The sequence below is a fragment of the Nostoc sp. CMAA1605 genome (genome assembly GCF_021596505.1).
Classification (GTDB): Bacteria; Cyanobacteriota; Cyanobacteriia; order Cyanobacteriales; family Nostocaceae; genus Trichormus.
In genome coordinates this window covers 87,899-109,666 of record NZ_PJIZ01000004.1, presented here as the reverse complement: position 1 = coordinate 109,666, position 21,768 = coordinate 87,899, and the positions used below count along the sequence as shown (strand labels likewise).

13 protein-coding genes and 1 pseudogene are annotated in these 21,768 nt (G+C 43.6%); 5 read left to right on the top strand and 9 right to left on the bottom strand.

The features are described from left to right. Positions 1-140: 140 nt before the first annotated feature. Positions 141-1,550 carry a folate/biopterin family MFS transporter gene (locus CV014_RS02860; protein ID WP_236140636.1) on the bottom strand — a complete coding sequence of 470 codons (1,410 nt, stop codon included), beginning with the start codon at positions 1,548-1,550 and terminating at the stop codon, positions 141-143. 253 nt (positions 1,551-1,803) lie between these two features. Between CV014_RS02860 and CV014_RS02855 the strand changes: the two genes are divergently transcribed. Together CV014_RS02855 and CV014_RS02850 are read left to right on the top strand one after the other, a co-directional pair. Then, positions 1,804-2,016 (top strand): hypothetical protein, encoded by a 213-nt coding sequence (locus tag CV014_RS02855; protein WP_236140635.1) that lies wholly within the window; start codon positions 1,804-1,806, stop codon positions 2,014-2,016. A gap of 177 nt (positions 2,017-2,193) precedes the next feature. Beyond that, entirely contained in the window at positions 2,194-5,304 is a 3,111-nt protein-coding gene (locus CV014_RS02850) for a calcium-binding protein (RefSeq protein ID WP_236140634.1), read from the top strand. Positions 5,305-5,335: 31 nt separating this feature from the next. Here CV014_RS02850 and CV014_RS02845 read toward each other — a convergent pair whose 3' ends face one another. From CV014_RS02845 to CV014_RS02830, 4 genes and pseudogenes are all read right to left on the bottom strand, one after another. After that, positions 5,336-6,496, bottom strand: a complete 1,161-nt coding sequence (locus CV014_RS02845; RefSeq protein ID WP_236140669.1) for a beta-ketoacyl-ACP synthase — start codon at positions 6,494-6,496, stop codon at positions 5,336-5,338. 102 nt (positions 6,497-6,598) lie between these two features. Then, positions 6,599-7,389 (bottom strand): annotated as a pseudogene (locus tag CV014_RS02840) (peptidylprolyl isomerase). A gap of 141 nt (positions 7,390-7,530) precedes the next feature. Continuing rightward, positions 7,531-8,100: a photosystem I assembly protein Ycf4 gene (locus tag CV014_RS02835; RefSeq protein WP_236140668.1), complete on the bottom strand. Its 570-nt coding sequence runs from the start codon at positions 8,098-8,100 to the stop codon at positions 7,531-7,533. 120 nt (positions 8,101-8,220) lie between these two features. Then, the gene (locus CV014_RS02830; RefSeq protein WP_236140633.1) at positions 8,221-8,502 is read right to left on the bottom strand and encodes a hypothetical protein; all 282 of its coding nucleotides are present in this window, start codon (positions 8,500-8,502) and stop codon (positions 8,221-8,223) included. A gap of 175 nt (positions 8,503-8,677) precedes the next feature. On the opposite strand from CV014_RS02830, the gene psbD reads away from it, so the two are divergent. Both psbD and psbC read left to right on the top strand, forming a co-directional pair. Further along, a complete protein-coding gene (gene psbD / locus CV014_RS02825; protein ID WP_236140595.1) occupies positions 8,678-9,733 on the top strand; it encodes a photosystem II D2 protein (photosystem q(a) protein) in 1,056 nt (351 codons plus the stop codon). Next, positions 9,717-11,105 carry a photosystem II reaction center protein CP43 gene (gene psbC / locus CV014_RS02820; RefSeq protein ID WP_236140632.1) on the top strand — a complete coding sequence of 463 codons (1,389 nt, stop codon included), beginning with the start codon at positions 9,717-9,719 and terminating at the stop codon, positions 11,103-11,105. Before psbD ends, psbC begins: the two co-directional genes overlap by 17 nt. A gap of 249 nt (positions 11,106-11,354) precedes the next feature. Here the strand turns inward: psbC and CV014_RS02815 are convergent, their stop codons facing one another. The 4 genes from CV014_RS02815 to CV014_RS02800 all read right to left on the bottom strand — a co-directional run bounded on the left by CV014_RS02815 (position 11,355) and on the right by CV014_RS02800 (position 19,124). Further along, a complete protein-coding gene (locus CV014_RS02815; RefSeq protein WP_236140631.1) occupies positions 11,355-12,191 on the bottom strand; it encodes an SWIM zinc finger family protein in 837 nt (278 codons plus the stop codon). A gap of 226 nt (positions 12,192-12,417) precedes the next feature. Continuing rightward, the gene (locus tag CV014_RS02810; protein ID WP_236140630.1) at positions 12,418-14,586 is read right to left on the bottom strand and encodes a tetratricopeptide repeat protein; all 2,169 of its coding nucleotides are present in this window, start codon (positions 14,584-14,586) and stop codon (positions 12,418-12,420) included. A gap of 19 nt (positions 14,587-14,605) precedes the next feature. Then, on the bottom strand, positions 14,606-15,637 hold the full coding sequence (locus tag CV014_RS02805; RefSeq protein WP_236140629.1) for a caspase family protein: 1,032 nt from the start codon (positions 15,635-15,637) through the stop codon (positions 14,606-14,608). Positions 15,638-15,863: 226 nt separating this feature from the next. Then, positions 15,864-19,124, bottom strand: coding sequence for a DEAD/DEAH box helicase (locus CV014_RS02800; RefSeq protein WP_236140628.1), 3,261 nt, complete (start codon positions 19,122-19,124; stop codon positions 15,864-15,866). Positions 19,125-19,599: 475 nt separating this feature from the next. Here CV014_RS02800 and CV014_RS02795 point away from each other — a divergent pair, with 475 nt between their 5' ends. After that, complete coding sequence (locus CV014_RS02795) at positions 19,600-21,756, top strand: polyribonucleotide nucleotidyltransferase (protein ID WP_236140627.1); 2,157 nt, start codon at positions 19,600-19,602, stop codon at positions 21,754-21,756. The last annotated feature ends 12 nt before the right edge of the window (positions 21,757-21,768 follow it).

The window sequence follows — 21,768 nt, the reverse complement described above, 5'->3', positions numbered from 1 at the left end:
GAGACTTCCAACGAGTATATTTTTCAGACATTTTTTCATAATAATTTACAGATGCTACAAATCACATCTGTAAATTTACTCTGTACTTTCATAGAAGTTAGAGTTAGGAATTCTAAGAGATTAGGTAATTTGAACTATCTTTAATCAACGGTTTCTGATTGTATTTCCTTGAGGCTTAATTCAGAAACTAAACTGGGAACTAATTTGGCTGTTTCAGCGTTGATTGTCTCGATTTTGGCATCATCCCCTGGTAGCCAATTTAGAAAGGGTAATGGTAGTAAGGTGCTGAGATTAGTAATTAGGACTAATAGCCATAATGAATCAAAATTGCTTTCAGTAATTCCCAGCCAGTGCATAATAATCGCGCCAAATTCGTAGGCAACCATTCCAGCTAAATTGGAAACTGACATTAATAAAGCAAATAGACTCGCTTCTACTCCAGGTGGACATAATCTGGCTGCTAGGACTAACACCGGCATATAGGCGATTTGTCCCATAACCGTGAGAATTAGGCTATCACCTAGACTAAACCAGTGGTCGTCTATACCTAACGCGCGGTTAGTGTGTGTGACTAACAGTAGCATTGTCATACCCAAAACGGAGGAAATGACTGTACTCCAGCCAAAAATAACTCTAAATGGCACACTTTTGAGGAAGCGTTGGAAAATCCACACCCCAATTAAAGCTGCAAAACTGGTTACTAACCTCACCCTACCTAAAAATTCTGGTTCAAAGTGAAGTTCGTTGGTAGTGAAGAAGAAAAAGGCTGCATCGGCGGTGGGTGTGGCTTGCCAAATAAAGACAAATGCTGTTGGTAGCCAGATGCTTTTTTGAGTAATGGCTTGACGTAGCTGTACTAGTTGTTCTTTGAGGCTGAGATTGTCTGTGTTTTCGCTTGTATCCTTAGTAACTGGAGATTCCGCAATTAACCAAGCGACACAGGAAACAATTAAGGGAAATGTGGCTGTAATCAAAAATACAGTGCGGGTGGTGAAGTGTTCTAGTAGTAAGCCGCTAAAGTAAGCTGTGATTAAGCCACCTAATGCTGAAGTACCCCAACACAATGACTGTAGGGAACCGGCATCTGCTTGGGATTCTACCCTGGCTCGTTCTACAACCAATGAGTCAACAATTACATCACTAACGGCTACGGATAGAGAACCAAGGGCGATCGCTACTGTCGCACTCCATCTATCATTAACTATGGTTGCCAAACTTACCCAAGATAACGCACCTAGTATCCCCGATAGTATCAAGTAGGGACGGCGACGATAGCCGAAGATAGGTAAACCATCTGAGATAAAACCAAATATTGGCTTAATAATCCAAGGTAAGGCCACAACTCCCAACAGTGCCGATACCTGAACCGGACTCAGTGATAATTCATCTTTCAGGAAAAAACTGACGGCTAAACGTGCCAACCCTAAAATTCCTTGGACAAAGTAAACAGTCAGGATGGCGATTAACTCAGCACTGGGTTCATTACCGAAGAAGATTTTCTCTGTAACTGAGTCCTTGACCTTGGATAAGCCAGAGGAGTGAATCAGCATTTGGTGAATATTTTTGAAGTTTTATCGACTTTTATATCATATCGATTTCTGGGGGATTAGGGATTGGGGATTGGGGACTGGGGATTGGGGATCTCACAAGTGTAGGTTTTTTACCCAGCAGTGATACCAATTCACTAAAATTCTGATACAGATCGAAACCCAGAAAACCTTGTCAAGTCAGGATTTATCAATTGCGAATTGCGTTAGCGTAGCGGGACGTTAGTCCATTGCGAATTGTGAATTGGTATGAGTGATGACTCTCAAACTAACAAGAGAATCATCGTTTCACTCACCCCTACACCCCTACACCCTTACACCCCTACACCCTTACACCCCTACACCCTTACACCCCTACACCCTTACACCCCTACACCCCTACACCCCTACACCCCTACACCCCAAAACCAAGGTTTTTGGTACACAACGTAAAAAACCTACACCTGTGAGGGATTGGGGATTTTTTTAGCTGTTTTCATTCTTGGTGTATTTGCTAACTAGTTGCTAGCACATTCGGTGATGTTTGCTGATTGAATATCACATATGTTAACTTCATGTTGAATTTGTTAATTTTTAATCAAACTTCATAAATCTGTCTTCACAAAGTTGGCTGACATCAGAAGTTACACAATCACCATTTTTGAACATGGGACTAATTAAAGGTAATTCTCTCAATAACATTCTCATCGGTAATAGTGATGATGACCAAATCTACGGTTATGACGGTGACGACACGATTAATGGGGGATACGGGAATGATAGTCTGTATGGAGAAAATGGAAACGACATAATTAATGGGAGTTACAGCAACGACATCATAGAGGGAGGATATGGAGATGACACCCTCTACGGAGACACAGGAGAAGACACCTTAGATGGCGGTTACGGCAATGATATCTTGTATGGAGGAGCGCAAAGCGATCGCCTGATGGGAGGAGAAAACGACGACATCCTCAAAGGCGGGAGTGGAGACGACATCCTAGAGGGAGGATATGGAAAAGACATCCTCAATGGCGAAGATGGGAACGATAGCCTGGATGGTGGCGCAAACGAAGATATTTTAGAAGCCAGCGCAGGTAACGACATCCTCAATGGCGGAAGTGGAACAGATACCGCAGATTACAGTCAACGCTATCAACAAATCATTCTCACAGCCATTGACCGCATCGACAAAGGCACATCAGGACAAGACCAAATCCTCAACATCGAAAAGATTATTGCTAACAGCAGTTATTTACACGACATCATCGATGCGTCCACATGGGGAAACAACGCCAGCATCAATGCTAATTTGCAAACTCAAAGTTTAACTGTGACTGATAGCAGTGGTGTGAAAACTCTCAGCGTGGTCAACTTTGATCATGTCAGGGGTACAAGTCGCAATGATACCATCACTGGGAATCTGGGCAATAATCAGTTATTTGGTAATGGTGGTGATGACACTATCCGAGGAAGTGGTGGTAACGATACCCTCGATGGTGGGACTGGTAATAATCGTGCTGATTACAGTCAACTTGGTCAAAGTATTACTTTTGTTCCTTTTAACACTATCAAAAAATCTAATCTCGGTACTGACACACTCACCGACATTCAAACAATCATCGCTGATGCCACGGCAGCTAACAATACTATTGATGTTTCCTCACTGACTACAATCACCTCAATTAATGCCAATTTGGCTAATCAAACTATCACTGTCAATGGTTCTCAATCTTGGAGGGTGGTGAATTTTGATGATGTTAAAGGGACAAATCAGGCTGATTCTCTGACGGGTGATAGTCAAGATAATCAATTATTTGGCTATGGTGGCGATGACATTATTAATGGGGGATACGGGAATGACAGTCTGTATGGAGGAAATGGCAATGATGAAATTATCGGGAGTTACAGCAACGACATTTTAGAGGGAGGATATGGAGATGACATCCTCTACGGAGACACAGGAGAAGACATATTAGATGGCGGATACGGCAATGATAGCTTGTATGGAGGAGCGCAAAGCGATCGCCTGATGGGAGGAGAAAACGACGACATCCTCAAAGGCGGGAGTGGAGACGACATCCTAGAGGGAGGATATGGAAAAGACATCCTCAATGGCGAAGATGGCAACGATAGCCTTGACGGTGGTGCAAACGAAGATATCTTAGAAGCAAGCGCAGGTAACGACATCCTCAATGGTGGAAGTGGGACAGATACCGCAGATTACAGTCAACGCTATCAACAAATCATTCTCACAGCCATTGACCGCATCGACAAAGGCACATCAGGACAAGACCAAATCCTCAACATCGAAAAGATTATTGCTAACAGCAGTTATTTACACGACATCATCGATGCGTCCACATGGGGAAACAACGCCAGCATCAATGCTAATCTCCAAACTCAGACTTTAACTGTGACTAACAGCAGTGGTGTGAAAACTCTCAGCGTGGTCAACTTTGATCATGTCAGGGGTACAAGTCGCAATGATACCATCACTGGCAATACTGGCAATAATCAGTTATTTGCTAATGGTGGTGATGACACTATCCGAGGGAGTGGTGGTAATGACACTCTCGATGGTGGGACTGGTAATAATCGTGCTGATTACAGTCAATTGGGTGAAAGCATTACTTTTGTTCCTGTTAATACTGTTAAGAAAGGTGTTTTAGGTACAGACACACTCACTGACATTCAAACAATCATCGCTGATGCTACGACAGCTAACAATACTATTGATGTTTCCTCACTGACTACTATCACCTCAATTAATGCCAATCTTGCTAATCAAATTATCACTGTCAATGGTTCTCAATCTTGGAATGTGGTGAATTTTGATGATGTTAAAGGGACAAATCAGGCTGATTCTCTCACGGGTGATAGTCAAGATAATCAATTGTTTGGTTATGGTGGCGATGACATTATTAATGGGGGATATGGGAATGACATCCTTTATGGGGGTAGTGGTAACAATACCTTAAATGGTGGGGGAGATTATGACACTGCCGACTATAGCCAAATCACCAAAAATATCACTTTCTTACAAACTGGTGTGATTCAAAAAGATGGTGGTTTAGGTGAAGATGAACTAGTCAACATAGAAAGAGTTGTTGTTAACGCGAATGCCAGTAATAACATTATTGATGCTTCCACAGCAGACTCCAATACCTCAATTAATGTGAATCTTAACTATCAATTTTTCGATGTTATTAGTCTTTCTGGAATTAAATCATTTGCCATAGAAAACTTTGATAATGTCAAAGGCTCAAATCAAAGTGATGATATCGTCGGAGACAGTCAAAATAACCTGTTAATAGGTAACGGTGGTGATGATTTTCTAGATGGATATGAAGGCGACGATAACCTCAATGGTGGTAGTGGTGATGATTACATTTGGGGTTACTTTGGCAATGATTATTTAACAGGCGGGAGTGGTAACGACACTCTCATGGGAGAAGGCGATGATGATACTTTGCTTAGTGGTGATGGTGATGACTCTTTGATGGGTGGTGATGGTAACGATATCCTCACTGGTGGTTTAGGTCAAGATAAATTTGTCTTTAATAATGTATCTGAAGGGGTAGATATTATTAAAGACTTTAATATTAGTGAAGGTGACAAAATCCAGATTTATCAAGTGATGTTCGGCACTACTGATATTAATAATTTTAGCTACGATGCCTCTACTGGTAGTTTGTTTTTTGAAGGAAACAAATTTGCTACGCTGGAAAATCTTCCTACTGGATTTTCCCCTAATTCACAGATAGAGTTCATTTGAATATTTCTCAACTAATAAAATGCGGTGATTACTAATTTTTCTTAACCACAATCACCGCATTTTGTCCGCCGAAACCAAAACTTAAACATAGTGCTTGGCGAATTTGACAATGATACGCGGTGCGAACAAAATTCAAGTCAAATTCCGATTGCTTTAATCCTATGTTTGGAGGCAAAATTTGGTGTTGCATCCCTAACAATGTAAAAGCTAATCCTAAAGCTCCCGATGCTCCTAGTGTATGACCTGTAGCTCCCTTAGTGGAACTAACTGCGACCGAATGGGAAAATAATTTTTTGATCACGCTACTTTCCATCTGGTCATTTAGCTGGGTAGCTGTACCGTGAGCATGAATGTAATCTATATCATGAGGCTGAATATGACTGCGTTCTAGAGCCTGTTTAATAGCTGCGATCGCACTTTTACCCTCTAAGTCTGGTTGATTGGGATGATGTGCGTCTGCCGTCAACCCAAATCCTAAAATTTCACCATAAATCTTGGCTTGACGCTTTTGGGCTAATGCTTTTGATTCTAAAACAAATACAGCTCCTCCTTCACCCAAAACTAACCCTTCTCGATGCTTATCAAAAGGATACGCGCCAGTTTTAGCTAAAGCACCCATTTGTTGAAACCCTGAAATAGTCAAGGGTGTAATAGGTGCTTCCGTTGCGCCTGCGATCGCTATTTCACATTGTCCTGTTTTAATTAATAATGCGGCTTGCGAAATTGCCCAAATTCCCGTAGAACAAGCAGCCATTGGTGCTAAAACTATCCCTTCTGCACCAATTTGTCTAGCAGATGCGATCGCATTCATGTGAGGTAAAGTCTCTAACCAATCCTCTAATCTTTCCCCGATGACAGATAAGTCTTGATTGAGAGATTTTGTATACCTATTCCTCGCCAATTTTTCCCAGGATGCTTGATGGCTACGACTAGAACCAATTACAACTGCACAATTTGGTAATTTTGTCAATATACCAGCATCCTTGATTGCGGCATCAACAACCAGCTCAGTAAGCATTCTTAAACTAGCTGGTTGTTGACCAATTAGACCCAGAGGTAGTGGTTCTAATTCCTGAAACGGTTGATGTAGCTTAATTCCAGACTCACCAGCAATTAATTTCTGCCAACTCCCCTCTAGACTTGTACCCAAGGCAGAAACTAAACCAATACCAGTGATCACAACTTCAACCATTTCAACAAGGGTATAGGGGTGTAAGGGTGTAAGGGTATAGGGGAGAATATTTAAGTGTTTTGCTCTCCTATGCCCCATGCCCCAATGCCCCATGCCCAAAAACTATTGTCCAACTTTCAAGTTTTCGCCGCCTTGAGTGACTTTAGCAGAAGTGATGCGATCGCCTTGCTGAATTTTGTTAACTACGTCAAAACCATCGGTGACATAACCGAATACGGCATAGTTACCATCTAAAAATCCTAAATCTGCTAGCGCAAAATAGAACTGAGAAGATGCAGAATCAGGGTTTTGCGATCGCGCCATCGCTACCGCACCTTGTTTATGTCTTAATTGAGGTGCTTTGGTAATACGTGCTTGCTCAAATGTTTTACTGTAAATTGGGCTAGCTTCCCCTTCGGGTTTGATTTCTAAGGGTATATAACGTTCTTTCTTACTTACAGCATCAATGTAACCGCCTGTTCCCCATCTGCTAGCAGGAACATTTGAGCCTTCTTTACTTTGAGGATCGCCACCTTGCACTACAAACGGCTGGGGATCACGTACAACACGATGGAACACCAAACCATCGTAAACGCCCTTTTGAACTAAATCGACAAAGTTACCAGCTGTGATGGGAGCATTTGTACCGTCTACCTCGATAGTAATCGGCGAGCCGTTGACCGTCATCACCACGGTAGCTTTACCTTCAAGACGGGGTAAATCTTTCATACCTGGAACACTCTCATTTGTATTATTAGATACAGTGGTTGCTTCAGTGGTTGCTGTCGTGGTTGTTTCGGCTGTTGTTGATGTTTGGGAGGTAGTGGAACTAGCCTGCTGTGTAGAACAGCCCCCAACATCAAAGCACCAACTATCACAAGTGCAACAAAAAATTGTGAAACTTTTAACCGCATTGCCATTACTGACTCAACCAGTGTATCTTAGCCTGTTTTTGGCAAGCGGCAAGTGGCTGGGAAAAAGGCAAAAGATGTTGATTGTTAATTACGTCTAATGTGAATTAACACTTTGCCTTTTTCATGAGAGCCTTTTTTCTGTTAAAGTCCCTCTAATGGAACTTCTAAAAATCTGGCCAATTCTGCACCTTGAGTTTCTAACTCGGATAGCGGTAATGGTTGTCCTACCCGTGTCAAAGGAATGTCACGACGGCCTTTAACACGCAAATACAGCGCACGTCGAGGATTGATCCCTTCTTTAATTTCTATCCGCACAGACTGCACATCTTGAATACGAGAGTCGATTTCAATCCGCCGATTTTTGCCAGGAAAACCCCAGCGAAAGATTTTCAAGTAACCAGTTTCCTTATTGAAATCGTTGTAGCCGCCGCCCAGATCCAAAAGGATAGCTAGCCACAAATACGATGCTAATAGCAGCCCTGCCGTACCATAAAGCCCCATTACTAGTCCTTGGGGGATAAATACTAATTGAGACGGGTCGGTAACTATGAGTAAATTGACTTTTAAGTAACTGGATAGACCTGCCAATAAAAAGCCTGTAGCTCCCATTGTCACGATAGTTGCCCACCAGTAGTTACTAAACCTACGCGAACCGAGGACGTTTTGATGTAGAAGGCGATCGCCTTTGTTAACAGTTGTTGATCCAGTCATTGAACTACCTTGGCCTGTGAGTGCTTCCCTTTCACTAAAAGTCTGCCATTTTAACAGGATGTCTTGCAAGTTTAATGTTTAGTCATTAGTCATTAGTCATTAGTCAATAGTCCACAGCCATTAATATTTCTTCCCCTGCTTCCCCTGCTCTTTTCTCCCAATCCCCAATCCCCAATCCCCAATCCCCAATCCCCAGTCCCCAGTCCCCAACCCCCTAAATAAGATTTCTGAGAAAAGTTGTGTCAGATTGTAAAATTTCTGATATTGATAGTATTTAGTAGGATCGTGATCAATACTTGATTTCCCTAAGTGGGTTGAGCGAAAACCCGAACAATGTGATAAGTTAAGAAGCATTAAGTTACTACAAGCTAGGTAACTAGCTTGTGGTACGTGTAACGACATATGCCTGAGAAACGCTGACTTTCATAATTAGCAGAATCTCAGAAACTCAGTAGTGGTAAACTGCTGAAATTGTCAAAAAAAACGTTATTTCCTCGCGGCAGTCGCTTACGGGATGAAACTCCTCAAAGGTTCTGCTTAGAAACGTTGCAATTTTAGTAAAAGAGGATTTAGTTAGATGACCATCGCAGTAGGACGCGCCCCCAGTAGAGGGTGGTTTGACGTACTAGACGACTGGTTAAAGCGCGATCGCTTCGTATTCGTAGGGTGGTCAGGGATATTACTATTCCCCTGCGCCTTCCTAGCATTAGGCGGTTGGCTAACCGGTACAACCTTCGTCACATCCTGGTACACCCACGGACTAGCATCATCCTACCTAGAAGGATGTAACTTCCTAACAGTAGCAGTATCCACACCAGCAGACAGCTTAGGACACTCCCTATTGCTGTTGTGGGGGCCAGAAGCCCAAGGCGACTTCACCCGTTGGTGTCAACTAGGTGGATTATGGCCATTCGTAGCATTACACGGAGCCTTCGGATTAATCGGCTTCATGCTACGTCAATTCGAGATTGCACGGTTAGTAGGAATTAGACCATACAACGCCCTAGCATTCTCAGCCCCCATCGCGGTATTCGTCAGCGTCTTCTTGATGTACCCCTTGGGACAATCTAGCTGGTTCTTTGCACCCAGCTTCGGAGTAGCAGGAATTTTCCGGTTCATCCTATTCGTACAAGGGTTCCACAACTTCACCCTCAACCCCTTCCACATGATGGGAGTAGCGGGTGTATTAGGTGGTGCGCTATTGTGTGCGATTCATGGAGCCACAGTAGAAAACACCCTATTTGAAGACGGCGAAGGAGCCAACACCTTCCGCGCCTTCAACCCCACCCAATCAGAAGAAACCTACTCAATGGTGACAGCCAACCGATTCTGGTCACAGATATTCGGGATTGCCTTCTCCAACAAACGTTGGTTACACTTCTTCATGCTGTTCGTACCCGTCACAGGATTGTGGATGGCGGCTGTGGGTATCGTTGGTTTAGCACTCAACTTGCGGGCGTATGACTTCGTATCCCAAGAGTTGCGCGCGGCTGAAGACCCAGAATTTGAAACTTTCTATACCAAGAACATTTTGCTGAATGAGGGTATCCGCGCTTGGATGGCTCCTCAAGACCAGCCTCACGAAAAATTTGTATTCCCCGAAGAGGTACTACCACGTGGTAACGCTCTCTAATAGAACTGCCGTTATGGGCGGCGGACGCGACCAAGAATCCACAGGTTTCGCTTGGTGGTCTGGTAATGCTCGCCTCATCAACTTATCTGGTAAACTGCTGGGCGCACACGTTGCTCACGCTGGTTTGATTGTCTTCTGGGCTGGAGCGATGACCTTATTTGAAGTCGCTCACTTCGTTCCAGAAAAACCAATGTACGAACAGGGTTTAATCCTGTTACCTCACCTCGCTACTTTAGGTTGGGGTGTAGGTGCTGGTGGTGAAGTTTTTGACACCTTCCCTTACTTCGTAGCTGGTGTACTTCACCTCATTTCTTCCGCAGTCCTGGGCTTTGGTGGTATTTATCACGCTGTACGCGGCCCAGAAACCTTAGAAGAGTATTCTTCCTTCTTCGGTTATGACTGGAAAGACAAAAACAAAATGACCAACATCATCGGTTTCCACCTGATCATTTTGGGTTGTGGTGCGTTGCTGTTAGTGCTGAAGGCGATGTTCTTCGGCGGTGTCTACGATACCTGGGCCCCTGGTGGCGGTGATGTGCGTGTAATTACCAATCCAACCCTCAACCCTGCCGTCATCTTCGGTTATTTAATCAAATCTCCTTTTGGTGGCGAAGGCTGGATTGTCAGCGTAGATAACATGGAAGATGTTATCGGCGGTCACATTTGGATTGCTTTAATCTGTATCTCTGGTGGTATTTGGCACATTTTCACCAAGCCTTTTGGTTGGGCGCGTCGTGCTTTCATCTGGTCTGGTGAAGCTTACCTATCCTACAGCTTGGGCGCGTTGTCCTTAATGGGCTTCATTGCTTCTTGCATGGTTTGGTACAACAACACCGTTTACCCCAGCGAATTCTTCGGCCCAACTGGCCCTGAAGCTTCTCAAGCTCAAGCTTTAACCTTCTTGATTCGTGACCAACGCTTAGGTGCTAACGTTGGTTCTGCTCAAGGCCCCACAGGTCTGGGTAAATACTTGATGCGCTCTCCTACAGGTGAAATCATCTTCGGTGGTGAAACCATGCGCTTCTGGGATTTCCGCGGCCCTTGGTTAGAGCCTCTACGTGGGCCTAACGGTCTTGACCTAGAAAAAATCAAGAATGATATTCAGCCTTGGCAAGCTCGTCGTGCTGCTGAATACATGACTCACGCTCCTCTGGGTTCTTTGAACTCTGTAGGTGGTGTGGCTACCGAAATTAACTCCTTCAACTACGTATCTCCTCGCGCGTGGTTGGCAACTTCTCACTTCGTCTTAGGTTTCTTCTTCCTCGTAGGTCACTTGTGGCACGCTGGACGCGCTCGTGCTGCTGCTGGTGGTTTCGAGAAAGGTATTGACCGTGAGAATGAACCAGTAATGTTCATGAATGATCTTGACTAGGTTCTAAACTTTATTCATCACTGACAATCGAACGCTTTTGCGGCTCTTGTGTAACAGCAAGAGCCTTTTTCTTTAGGGAAATTCTAGATAAAAAAATATCCAAACTGTAGGGTGCGTCAGTATGAATAATCTCTTGGTATAGTTAGGTTTTCTCGCACTGACGCACCCTACTAAGCTGTTTATTTAGGATAGTTTATTTTTTGGTGTTTCCTAAAATCCAAAATTGGTTGACTGTTAACTAAAGAAAACTTAACTACCACCCACATTCATTGCTGCTAACATCGCTTTTTGGCTAACATCTTTATATAGAGTCTCTAAATACTTCATCACTACATCGCTAGAATTTAAGTTAATAGCATCATCCTCTGTTTTGGCTAAAGGAATAGCACCCAACATATCTAAAACAGTTTCATTACTTGATGGTGTAATCACTACTAAAGAAGAATCTAGTGGCTCATTATATTGCCAGCATTCATCAATTTTGACACTAGATTGATGCCTGTTAATTAGTTTTTGTCCATCATCTGTTTTAGTTGTTTTAACTTCTAATTTTTCGCCCCGTAATTGGCGTAAATCACTAATAATTTGTTCTTTAGTTCTACCTCGTAATTGGAATAAAACAAAGGGGTCTTCGCTGAATCTATCGCCTAACTGATAGTAAATTGCACCGATATGTTTACAGGGGTTAGCCTTATCAGGACAAGAACATTTACTATGAACATCACCCAAGGTGAAGGGAAATAGAGACAAACCATTAGCTGTGAATACTTCTTCAATATTTTGGGGCATTTCTCCTGCTAATAATTTAGCGGCGAAAACAGCTTTTTTGGACATGGTTTCAATAATATAGCCCCACTCTTCATCACTAAAAGAATCTAGAGAAAGAGAAACTTTATAAGGTTCGACTTCACTACCTTGGACTTTAGCTAATACTTTCGCACCTTTAAATTCAATGCTGAGAACGTTACCTTGACGAGCGTAGTTTCTCGCACGTTCTAAGCGTTTTTTAAAGCGGTAGGAATCGAGTAGTTCTAACCATCTTTGTGACCACCATTCTCGGCTTGCTTGTAGTGTTGTGTTTGTCATAATTAATTGCTAATTACTATTTAATAAAATATGTAATTTATTCTTGACACCCCTCTCCAAACTTCTCCCTATCAGGGTGGTTTCATACAACCAGAGAAAAAGTAAACCTAGCTTTCAAAGCCTCTCTCCTTGAAGGTAAAGGGTTGAAGGTTAGGTTGGAGAAAAAATTGCGAATTGCAAATTGTGTTAGCGGAGCGGGGCGTTAGCCCATTGCGAATTGATTTAATTATTTCATCCCTGCTTTGCGTTGCAACCGCTCAACTAATTGGCGAGTCCAAGCCAAATATCTATCGCGCAGGCGTTCTCGGATTTCTAGGGCAGCCTGTGCCAAGGGTAGTGCCTCTGTATAACGCTCCTCCTCTTCCAGAACCATCGCCAGTCCTGATTTAGCACCAGCTACCAAGTCTTGCTGTCCCACTTCCTGCGCCAATGCTAACTGACGCTCGTGCCAGGAGCGGGCTTCTGTAGGTTGGTTGCGCTCAAGGGCTAGATTTCCGAAGTTGCCGAAAAAACTTGCCTGAAGTTCTTTATTACCTAACTTTTGCGCGATCGCCAATGCTTCCTTGACGTAGGACTCGGCGCGGTCATAGTGTTTTTGCGATCGCGCAACACCTCCCAAAGCGTTGAGAGAGATCGCCTCATTTTCTTCTTCCCCCAACTCTCGCCCAATTGCTAATGCTTCTTGATAAAATCGCTCCGCCTCCATCCATTCCTGGCGTTGCTCGGCAATTAATCCTTGCAGGTGAATTGCAGAAGCTTTATCACTACGGCTACCGCCTCGCTCCATAGCTTCTACCATCTGCGCCGCCCAACTTGCCGCCCGTTCTGTCTCTGCGCGATGATAGTGAATCCAGACTACGTGATCAGCACCCCAACCAGCATCACTCCACTGACCTAGTACTTTTCCTGCCTGATACACCCACTCACCCAAGCGCACACGCTCATCCCAGTAACCGCGAAACCAGAGGAAGTTATGCAAAGCGCTTTCCAAATCGATGAGCATTTGGGCAGCTTGTTTGTCTTTCAGTGTACCAGAGATGCCTGCCATTTCTCGCAGGGTTGTTGCCACACCCTCTAGGTTTTGCCATTCGGCTTCTAACTTGTCATATGTTTTGTAGGCATCTTTGCCACTACCCCCGTACTTTTGGGCATAGTCCACCCAGTAGCGCAGCGTCCCTACGATATCCGTTGTTTCCAAATTTGCCTTGACATAAGTGCGGGTGAGGGGGTGCAGAGCAAACCGTTCTCCATCTAAGTCATTTACCAATGATAAAGTGACTAACCGCTCCAAAGAAACTTGGATCTCGGTACTAGCCAAACCCGTGGCATCTGCCAGAGCTACAGCTTTGGCTGGTGTGAGGAACACAGACAGGGCAGATAGAACTTTGCGATCATTTGGAGTGAGCGTTTGAGCAGCATCAGCAAACAGAAACCCATAGAGATCAGGGGATTTAGCAGCATTCCGCAATCGCTCCAGGGCAAGATTGATAGAGTAGCCTTTGTGTGCCACCTGTCCCAATGTCCAATCTAGGGCTAGGGGGTTGCCACCAGCCGCTTCATACACAGCAATTAAAGTTTGTCGTGTCGTAGCCTTTAGTTGCTCACCTAGAAGGGGGTTTTTCTTTCCCTTTTCTCTCATTAATTCCAAAGCATCCGCCTCAGAGAGTCGGTCTAAACGAATGGTGAGTGCGCTTTCTCCAGTGCGGCGGCGGCTGGTGATGATGGCTTTGTTGGGGTTGGGCAACTTCCGCACAAACTCGGCAATCATATCGCGTTCTTCTGCGTTCAATGTTTCCAGGTTGTCCCAAATCAACAGCGTGCGCCGTCCTCGCAGGGCATCTAAAAGGGCGCGGCGGCGTTCTGTGGCATCACTCATGTTGACAATCTCTGCCTGTCCCAGCACTCTAGCAAATTCTCGACAAAAGCTATCCAGGGAAGACAAGGCCAGAGTTTCTTCCCGCACTCCCTCGGCTGTCAGCCAGGTAGTTTTAGCAGACACGAACAGGTAAGCGTCAAACATCGCTTCCTTACGGGCAAGGTGTGCTACCTCCAGTGCCAATGCTGTTTTGCCCATACCCCCAATCCCATCAATGGTCACACCCCAGCCCCGTTCCTCTGGTGAGAGTGCTTCTAAGCAACGTTCAATTTCTGGTTTGCGTCCGACAAATACATCATGATAGCGGGGTAGATTATCGGGTAAATTGGCTGGTTGATGTCCTTGTAATTGGCTTAATCTTGCTTTTAAGCTAGCGACTTCCTGGCGTTTCTCCTCTAGTTGCACCTTGAGGTGAGCCGGAATAGTCAAGTTGGTATAACCTGCCGCCTGCTGTTCCAAAACTTGTAATATCATCTGAGCAGTAGAAAGCATTTGTTCCAAGTTTGTGCGCTCTTCCATAGCAGCCTGCGGAAATTACTTACTCTGTTTTTCTCAGTCTAGCTTCTAACTCTGCTACTTCTTGACGTTTTTCTTCTAGTTGAATTCGCAGATGAGCAGGTATAGACAGTTTGTCAAATCCAGCAGCTTGCTCTTCTAAAATTTGTAGTGAGCGACGCGCCATTGCTAGTGCAGGTGTTACCACTTGTTCATCTGTCATGATTTTAGGTAAGTCTGGGGTTGTGGTAAATTTCCCTAGTCCCTTTCCCCCGCACAACATAGCAATGGGGAAATCTTCCATTGCTGTATCAAAAAATGGGGTTTGTTCTCTTTTACATAAGGTTCTGGCACTCTCTCGCACGGTTTTACCTAAGTAGTTAATCAAGTTGGAAAGCATAACTTTGGCATCCCCTGCTTGATTCGCTGCTCCCTTTAACGCCTCAATGAGATGATAACTGTAGATGCTCATACTGCCATCAGGACGTATGTAAGAACTCTGATTTCCCCTGGAGGAAGTAAATACTGCCCTGCCTTCACCTTGCTTGAGTGCTTCGACTACGCCCTTGGGTAAGGCTGTGGGGATAAAGTCAGCAGGTAATTCTCCTCCTTTGGATGTAGCCATCCCTTCTGCATGACAACTGTCAATGACTACCCACAACCGTTTTGCTGGAATTTGCCGCAGGGCTTGAGTTAATGCTGCGGCAGATAGCGCGGTCTTAGGAATGTCATCGCAATTAATGTCATATTGCACCAAATAATAAGACTGAGTTGATAAGTCTAAGTAACCATGCCCAGAGTAATAAATTACTATTGTTGCGTCTTGATCACTAGCAGCTTTTTCTTGTAGCCACGTTAATCCATCTAAAATTGCTGTGCGTGTTGTCTGCTCATTTTGCAATAAACGAATATGTTCTGCATCGTCCAAGTAAGCACAATAGTTTGGGTCGATTAACACGTTTTTTAAAGCTTGTACATCTTTAATTGTTGCAGGCAATTGGCTCACTCTAGAATCGGCTGTTTTACCAACTCCAATTAACAAGGCGTAACCGTGAGCAAAGTGGTTTGATGACATAGCACAGGGATATGATATTTTTCCCCTAATATTGCATATTTTGAACGCAAAGGGGTGCAAAGGTAAACGCAGAGGAGCGCGGAGAGAGAAGAAGGTAAAGGACTTCAAACTAAAAAAATATACAATCGCTGTAGGGGGCAGGGAGCAGGGAGCAGAGGAAAAAATCAAAATATTCTCTCTCAGAAATTGAATAATTTATTTTCTGGAAGTCCCTAATTTTTTTTCTTTATTCTGTCTCTTCTTCAATGACTGCGTTGCGGTCTAATATTAATAAGTTACGTAGTTGGTCTGTGTCTAATTCTGTTAACCATTCTTCGCCTGCACCCACTACTTGTTCTGCTAGTTGTTTTTTGCTTTCAATCATGTCATGAATTTTTTCTTCTAATGTGCCGGTGCAAACGAATTTATGTACTTGCACATTACGGGTTTGTCCAATGCGAAATACTCGGTCTGTAGCTTGATTTTCTACGGCGGGATTCCACCATCTATCAAAGTGGAATACATGATTTGCTCTGGTTAAATTTAAGCCGACACCGCCAGCTTTGAGGGATAAAATCATGATTGGTGGCCCTTGAGGATCGTGTTGGAAACGGTCAATCATTTCTTCCCGTTGCTTTTTGGTGGTACTCCCATATAAAAAGAAGATTTCACGTCCAAGATGCTTTTCTAGGTGGGGTTTGAGGAGTTTACCCCATTCGGCAAATTGGGTGAAAATGAGGGCGCGATCGCCTTCTTCTAACGCCTCTTCTAACATTTCTTCTAGCCGTTGCAATTTGGCTGAATTATGTTGTGCTAAACTCGCTTCTTTTAAATACTGGGCTGGATGATTACAGATTTGTTTGAGCTTAATTAATAAGCCTAAAATCATGCCCCGACGTTGCAATCCCTCGGCTGATTCAATTTCAGCTAATGATGTTTCTACTACTTTTTGATACAGTGCGGCTTGTTCTGGAGTTAAGCCACAAAATACTGTCATTTCTTGCTTTTCTGGCAAGTCTTGAATAATTTCACGGTCTGTTTTGAGACGGCGTAAAATAAAAGGCTGTACCAAAGCACGCAATTGATTTAAAGATGCTGCATCACCGTATTTTTCAATCGGCATAGCAAAGCGGCGTTGAAAGAATTGCTTATTACCTAAATATCCAGGATTGAGAAAATCTAAAATAGACCATAATTCTTGTAGTCTATTTTCTACGGGCGTACCCGTTAAAGCAATACGAAATGTTGACTCTAATTGTCTGACTGCTTGGGATTGTTTTGCTTCAGCATTTTTCACATTTTGGGCTTCATCCAGCACAATTATTTGCCAATCAACTGTCTGTAAAGATTTCAAATCACGGTGAATTAATGAATAACTAGTAATTACTAAATCATGCTTCTTGACTGCTTCTTGAAATGTCTTACCTTTGGGACGTTTATCACCATGATATTGCATAACTTTCAGAGTCGGGGCAAATTTTTTCACCTCCCTTTCCCAGTTTCCTAACACAGAAGTCGGACAAACAAGTAATGTGGGTTTTTCTAATACATCTTGTTCTTTTAGGTATAAAATAAATGCTATGAACTCAACAGTTTTACCGAGTCCCATGTCGTCTGCGAGACACGCACCTAAACCCCAACGTTCTAGAAAAGCTAACCAAGCTGCGCCTCTTTCTTGATAAGGCCGTAACTGTCCTTGGAAGTCTTTTGGTGTGGGTAAAGGTGCAACTGCTTGATTATTAGTTAGCGCGCCAATTAATTCTTGTAAAGCCCCAGATGCTTCAAAGCTAACGACTGGTAACTTTTCTATTACTTGGGTATCTCCCGTACTCAAACGCAAAGCATCTTCTAAAGATAGGGACATTTGTTCTTTTCGGGATGCAAAGAAATTTTGGGCTGTTTTAATATCTTGGGGGCGCAATTCCACCCATTCACCGTTAATTTCTACCAGAGGACTATTTAACGCCACTAAGCGATCAAATTCGGCTTTAGAAATTGTCTGTCCACCGATCGCTAATTGCCATTGAAAGTTTAATAAACTTTGTAATCCCAGTCTTCCCTGCTTTTTCTTGGAAGTTTCGGCGGAAATTTTTAACCCCAAGCGGTTCGCCCAGCCTTCGCGGTTGGCTAAACTTGGAGGTAAAATCACGCCTAGTCCACTATCTTCAAATCGCCAAGCTACAGCTTTGATAAATTCATAGGCTTGGATGGGGGTGAGGTTACAAAATTGGGGTGATTCTGTTTCTAAACTGGATGCGATCGCGGGATAAAATCGAGAGGCTAACCCCAAACCCCGTAATAACGCTTCCTGGGGTTGGTCAATGGTACGATTTTGATAAACTAATTGCTCAACGGGATGTTGCCAAATTGTTGCTGCATCTACTAAATATTCTGGATTATCAGCCGCTTGCAAAAAATACGCCAATGTCCAATCAGTTTTTCCCTCATCAGGCGCAAGCAACTGAAAACAAGCACGAAATTGATTTTTAGTGGCTAATTGATATTGTAACGGCAGCATCCAGGCTTTTAATGCTGCTTCTAGCCGTTCTACCCCAATTACATCTGCATTGACTCCACCAGATGCAGACGTTAAAGCCTGCAACCATTGACGCACAGGTAATGGTAAAGCCGCCATCACCCTGGGTTCAAGTAGCGTTTGATTTCCCATCATTTCTCGCACTTGAGCATCAATCACACTATTGAGAAACGATAAAATTAATTCCTGTGGTTGACAAGGAAAATCCACATACATTGGCGACTGACTAACTTCTCCCTCACTCCCCAGTCCCCAGCGAAGCACTGAGCTTGTCGAAGTGTCCCCATTCCCCATTCCCCGATAAATCCGACAAATTAACGGCATTTTTGCCGCAAACTTTTCTAACCGAGTCCCATCTATGGCACTATCTAAAAGCACTTGCCATTGAGCCGTAAAATTCCCATTCACTGGTCGTTGGATAATTGGTAAAAACTTAGAACGAGAAATTAAATCTAAACTCCAACGGGAAATTTGTGACCAAAAACGTAAATCTCCACCTAAAAATGTATCTTCTCCATTGACGATATTTAAAGGTAAAGAGGTGAGAAATTTAGTTGCGGTTAGAGGTGAAAGACAAAAACCTTCAACTAACCAAGGTTGCAAGTATGGTTTGGTATCAGGTGCTGATTCTACAGCCGCCGAGTGTACAGGCGCAATTAATGCTGTGTCTTCCTGGGTGACTTCTAGAATCTGCGTCGGGAGATTAATGATTTGAGAATGGCTTGGTAAATTGATTTTTTTAGTAGGTGCAGCTTTATTACCTGATTTCTGTGCTGTTTGACTGTTAAAGTCTGCAATTGGGAAATTTTCGGCAATCAACCACTCACTTAACTCTGCTGCTGTCATCGCCAAAGGATGCAGTGGTAATTCACTAAAATTTACATTTACTCGCGGCGATCGCCAAGTTTCACCCCAAATAAATAAACAATTTTCCTGCTCTTTTAATAACCAACTACCATGTAAAATCGCCATTTTTTAATTACTCAGACCTTAATATCATTAAATTTATGAAATATTTTTGGTATTCTTATCAAGAATTACAATTATTACCAAACTAATATATTCATTTCGAGGATAAATTTAATATTATTAATCATTGTTTAAACTCTATATTTAATTAATATAATAAATCAATAATATATACTGTAAAAACACAAATTATTGTTAAGATAATATTCCCTGCGTCCTCAATTCCAGCCAAACAACATTAGTAAAGTTATTGTCTATCCCAAATAATAGCTCTATTCTTGTGGTACTGTACTAGTTATTTTTACTCAGTACCTAACATTGGCTCAACGCCCCGCTACCGCTAACAGCACTCAAGAGGTGTTGGGCTTGGCTTTAGGCAACTTGTTGCTATTTGTTATGTAATAGAAGCCAGCCAGAGGGCATAAATGTTAGGATTGCCACAGAGAGAGAATAAAGAAAGAGAAGGAAAAAAAGCTGAATGGCAGAATTTGAGAAGTCAATATCCTTCGATGGAAGGGATATTCGACTGAAGGTAGGCTTACTAGCACCGCAAGCCGGTGGGTCTGTGTTGATAGAATCAGGGGATACAGCTGTTTTGGTAACAGCTACGCGATCAGCAGCCAGAGAGGGCATTGATTTCCTTCCCCTGACAGTAGATTACGAAGAAAGACTATATGCAGCTGGGAGAATCCCTGGTGGGATCATGCGCCGGGAAGGTCGTCCACCAGAAAAAGCCATTCTCACCAGCCGTTTGATTGACCGTCCCTTGCGTCCTTTGTTCCCTTCATGGTTGCGGGATGACTTGCAAGTTGTGGCTTTCACCATGTCAATGGATGAACTAGTACCACCAGATGTATTGGCCGTGACAGGTGCTTCTATTGCCACTCTGATTGCTAAAATCCCCTTCAATGGGCCAATGGCAGCAGTACGGGTAGGTTTGGTAGGTGATGACTTTATCATTAACCCCACCTATGCAGAAATCGAAGCAGGAGATTTGGATTTGATCGTAGCTGGTTCACCACATGGTGTAATCATGGTGGAAGCAGGCGCGAATCAACTGCCAGAGCGAGATATTATTGAAGCGATTGATTTTGGCTATGAAGCCGTGCGCGATTTAATTAAGGCGCAACAAGATTTAGTAGCGGAACTCGGTTTGGAATTTGTGCAGGAAGCACCGCCAGAGGTAGACCAAACCTTGGCAAATTATATTCGCGATCGCGCCAGCGATGAAATTAAGAAAATTTTGGCTCAGTTTGATTTAGGCAAAACCGAACGCGATAACGCGTTAGATGCCGTTAAAGAAAATATTGCCACAGCGATCGCTGAACTACCAGAAGAAGACCCCATCCGTGTTGCGGCTACGGCTGATAACAAAGCTTTGGGTAACACTTTCAAAGACATCACTAAATACTTCATGCGCCGTCAAATCGTTGAAGATAACGTGCGTGTGGATGGTCGCAAACTGGATGAAGTTCGTCCCGTTTCTTGCCAAGTTGATGTCCTACCCAAGCGCGTCCACGGTAGCGGTTTATTTAATCGCGGACTTACCCAGGTACTATCCGCCTGTACCCTTGGTACTCCCGGAGATGCCCAAAACCTGAACGACGACCTCCAAACCGACCAATCTAAACGCTACCTACACCACTACAATTTCCCCCCCTTCTCCGTCGGGGAAACCAAACCATTACGCGCCCCTGGTAGACGCGAAATTGGTCACGGTGCCTTAGCAGAACGGGCAATTTTACCAATATTACCGCCCAAAGAACAATTCCCCTACGTTATCCGCGTAGTTTCGGAAGTGCTTTCTTCTAACGGTTCTACCTCAATGGGTTCTGTGTGCGGTTCTACCCTAGCGTTAATGGATGCAGGTGTACCCATTATTAAACCTGTTAGTGGTGCGGCGATGGGTCTGATTAAAGAAGGCGATGAAGTGCGAGTCCTCACCGATATTCAAGGCATTGAAGACTTTTTAGGTGATATGGACTTTAAAGTTGCCGGCACAGATACAGGGATTACAGCCTTACAAATGGACATGAAAATCTCTGGTTTATCTTTAGATGTCATCGCCCAAGCCATCCACCAAGCCAAAGCGGCTAGGTTGCACATTCTCGAAAAAATGCTGCAAACCATAGAAACACCACGCAGCGAAACCTCACCCTATGCACCGCGTCTGTTGACTATCAAGATTGATCCAGACATGATTGGTCTAGTCATTGGCCCCGGTGGTAAAACCATCAAGGGAATTACTGAAGAAACTGGTGCTAAAATTGACATTGAAGATGATGGTACAGTTACCATTTCTGCGGTAGATGAAAATAAAGCTAAACGTGCGCGTAATATCGTTCAAGGCATGACTCGCAAATTGAACGAGGGCGATGTTTATGCTGGACGCGTGACTCGAATTATACCAATTGGTGCTTTTGTGGAATTTCTCCCTGGTAAGGAAGGAATGATCCATATTTCTCAACTTGCTGATTATCGTGTAGGCAAGGTAGAAGATGAGGTTGCCGTAGGTGATGAAGTCATTGTCAAAGTGCGTGAAATTGACAATAAAGGACGGATTAACCTCACACGCTTGGGTATTCACCCAGACCAGGCAGCAGCAGCACGAGAAGCTGCGGCAGTAAACCGTTAAAATCGATGGGGA

Excerpts from the sequence above, each read along its gene's own strand:
- CV014_RS02860 (WP_236140636.1), bottom strand. The coding sequence starts at position 1,550 with ATGCTGATTCACTCCTCTGGCTTATCCAAGGTCAAGGACTCAGTTACA.
- CV014_RS02855 (WP_236140635.1), top strand. The coding sequence starts at position 1,804 with ATGACTCTCAAACTAACAAGAGAATCATCGTTTCACTCACCCCTACAC.
- CV014_RS02850 (WP_236140634.1), top strand. The coding sequence starts at position 2,194 with ATGGGACTAATTAAAGGTAATTCTCTCAATAACATTCTCATCGGTAAT.
- CV014_RS02845 (WP_236140669.1), bottom strand. The coding sequence starts at position 6,496 with ATGGTTGAAGTTGTGATCACTGGTATTGGTTTAGTTTCTGCCTTGGGT.
- CV014_RS02835 (WP_236140668.1), bottom strand. The coding sequence starts at position 8,100 with ATGACTGGATCAACAACTGTTAACAAAGGCGATCGCCTTCTACATCAA.
- CV014_RS02830 (WP_236140633.1), bottom strand. The coding sequence starts at position 8,502 with ATGTCGTTACACGTACCACAAGCTAGTTACCTAGCTTGTAGTAACTTA.
- psbD (WP_236140595.1), top strand. The coding sequence starts at position 8,678 with ATGACCATCGCAGTAGGACGCGCCCCCAGTAGAGGGTGGTTTGACGTA.
- CV014_RS02815 (WP_236140631.1), bottom strand. The coding sequence starts at position 12,191 with ATGACAAACACAACACTACAAGCAAGCCGAGAATGGTGGTCACAAAGA.
- CV014_RS02810 (WP_236140630.1), bottom strand. The coding sequence starts at position 14,586 with ATGGAAGAGCGCACAAACTTGGAACAAATGCTTTCTACTGCTCAGATG.
- CV014_RS02805 (WP_236140629.1), bottom strand. The coding sequence starts at position 15,637 with ATGTCATCAAACCACTTTGCTCACGGTTACGCCTTGTTAATTGGAGTT.
- CV014_RS02800 (WP_236140628.1), bottom strand. The coding sequence starts at position 19,124 with ATGGCGATTTTACATGGTAGTTGGTTATTAAAAGAGCAGGAAAATTGT.
- CV014_RS02795 (WP_236140627.1), top strand. The coding sequence starts at position 19,600 with ATGGCAGAATTTGAGAAGTCAATATCCTTCGATGGAAGGGATATTCGA.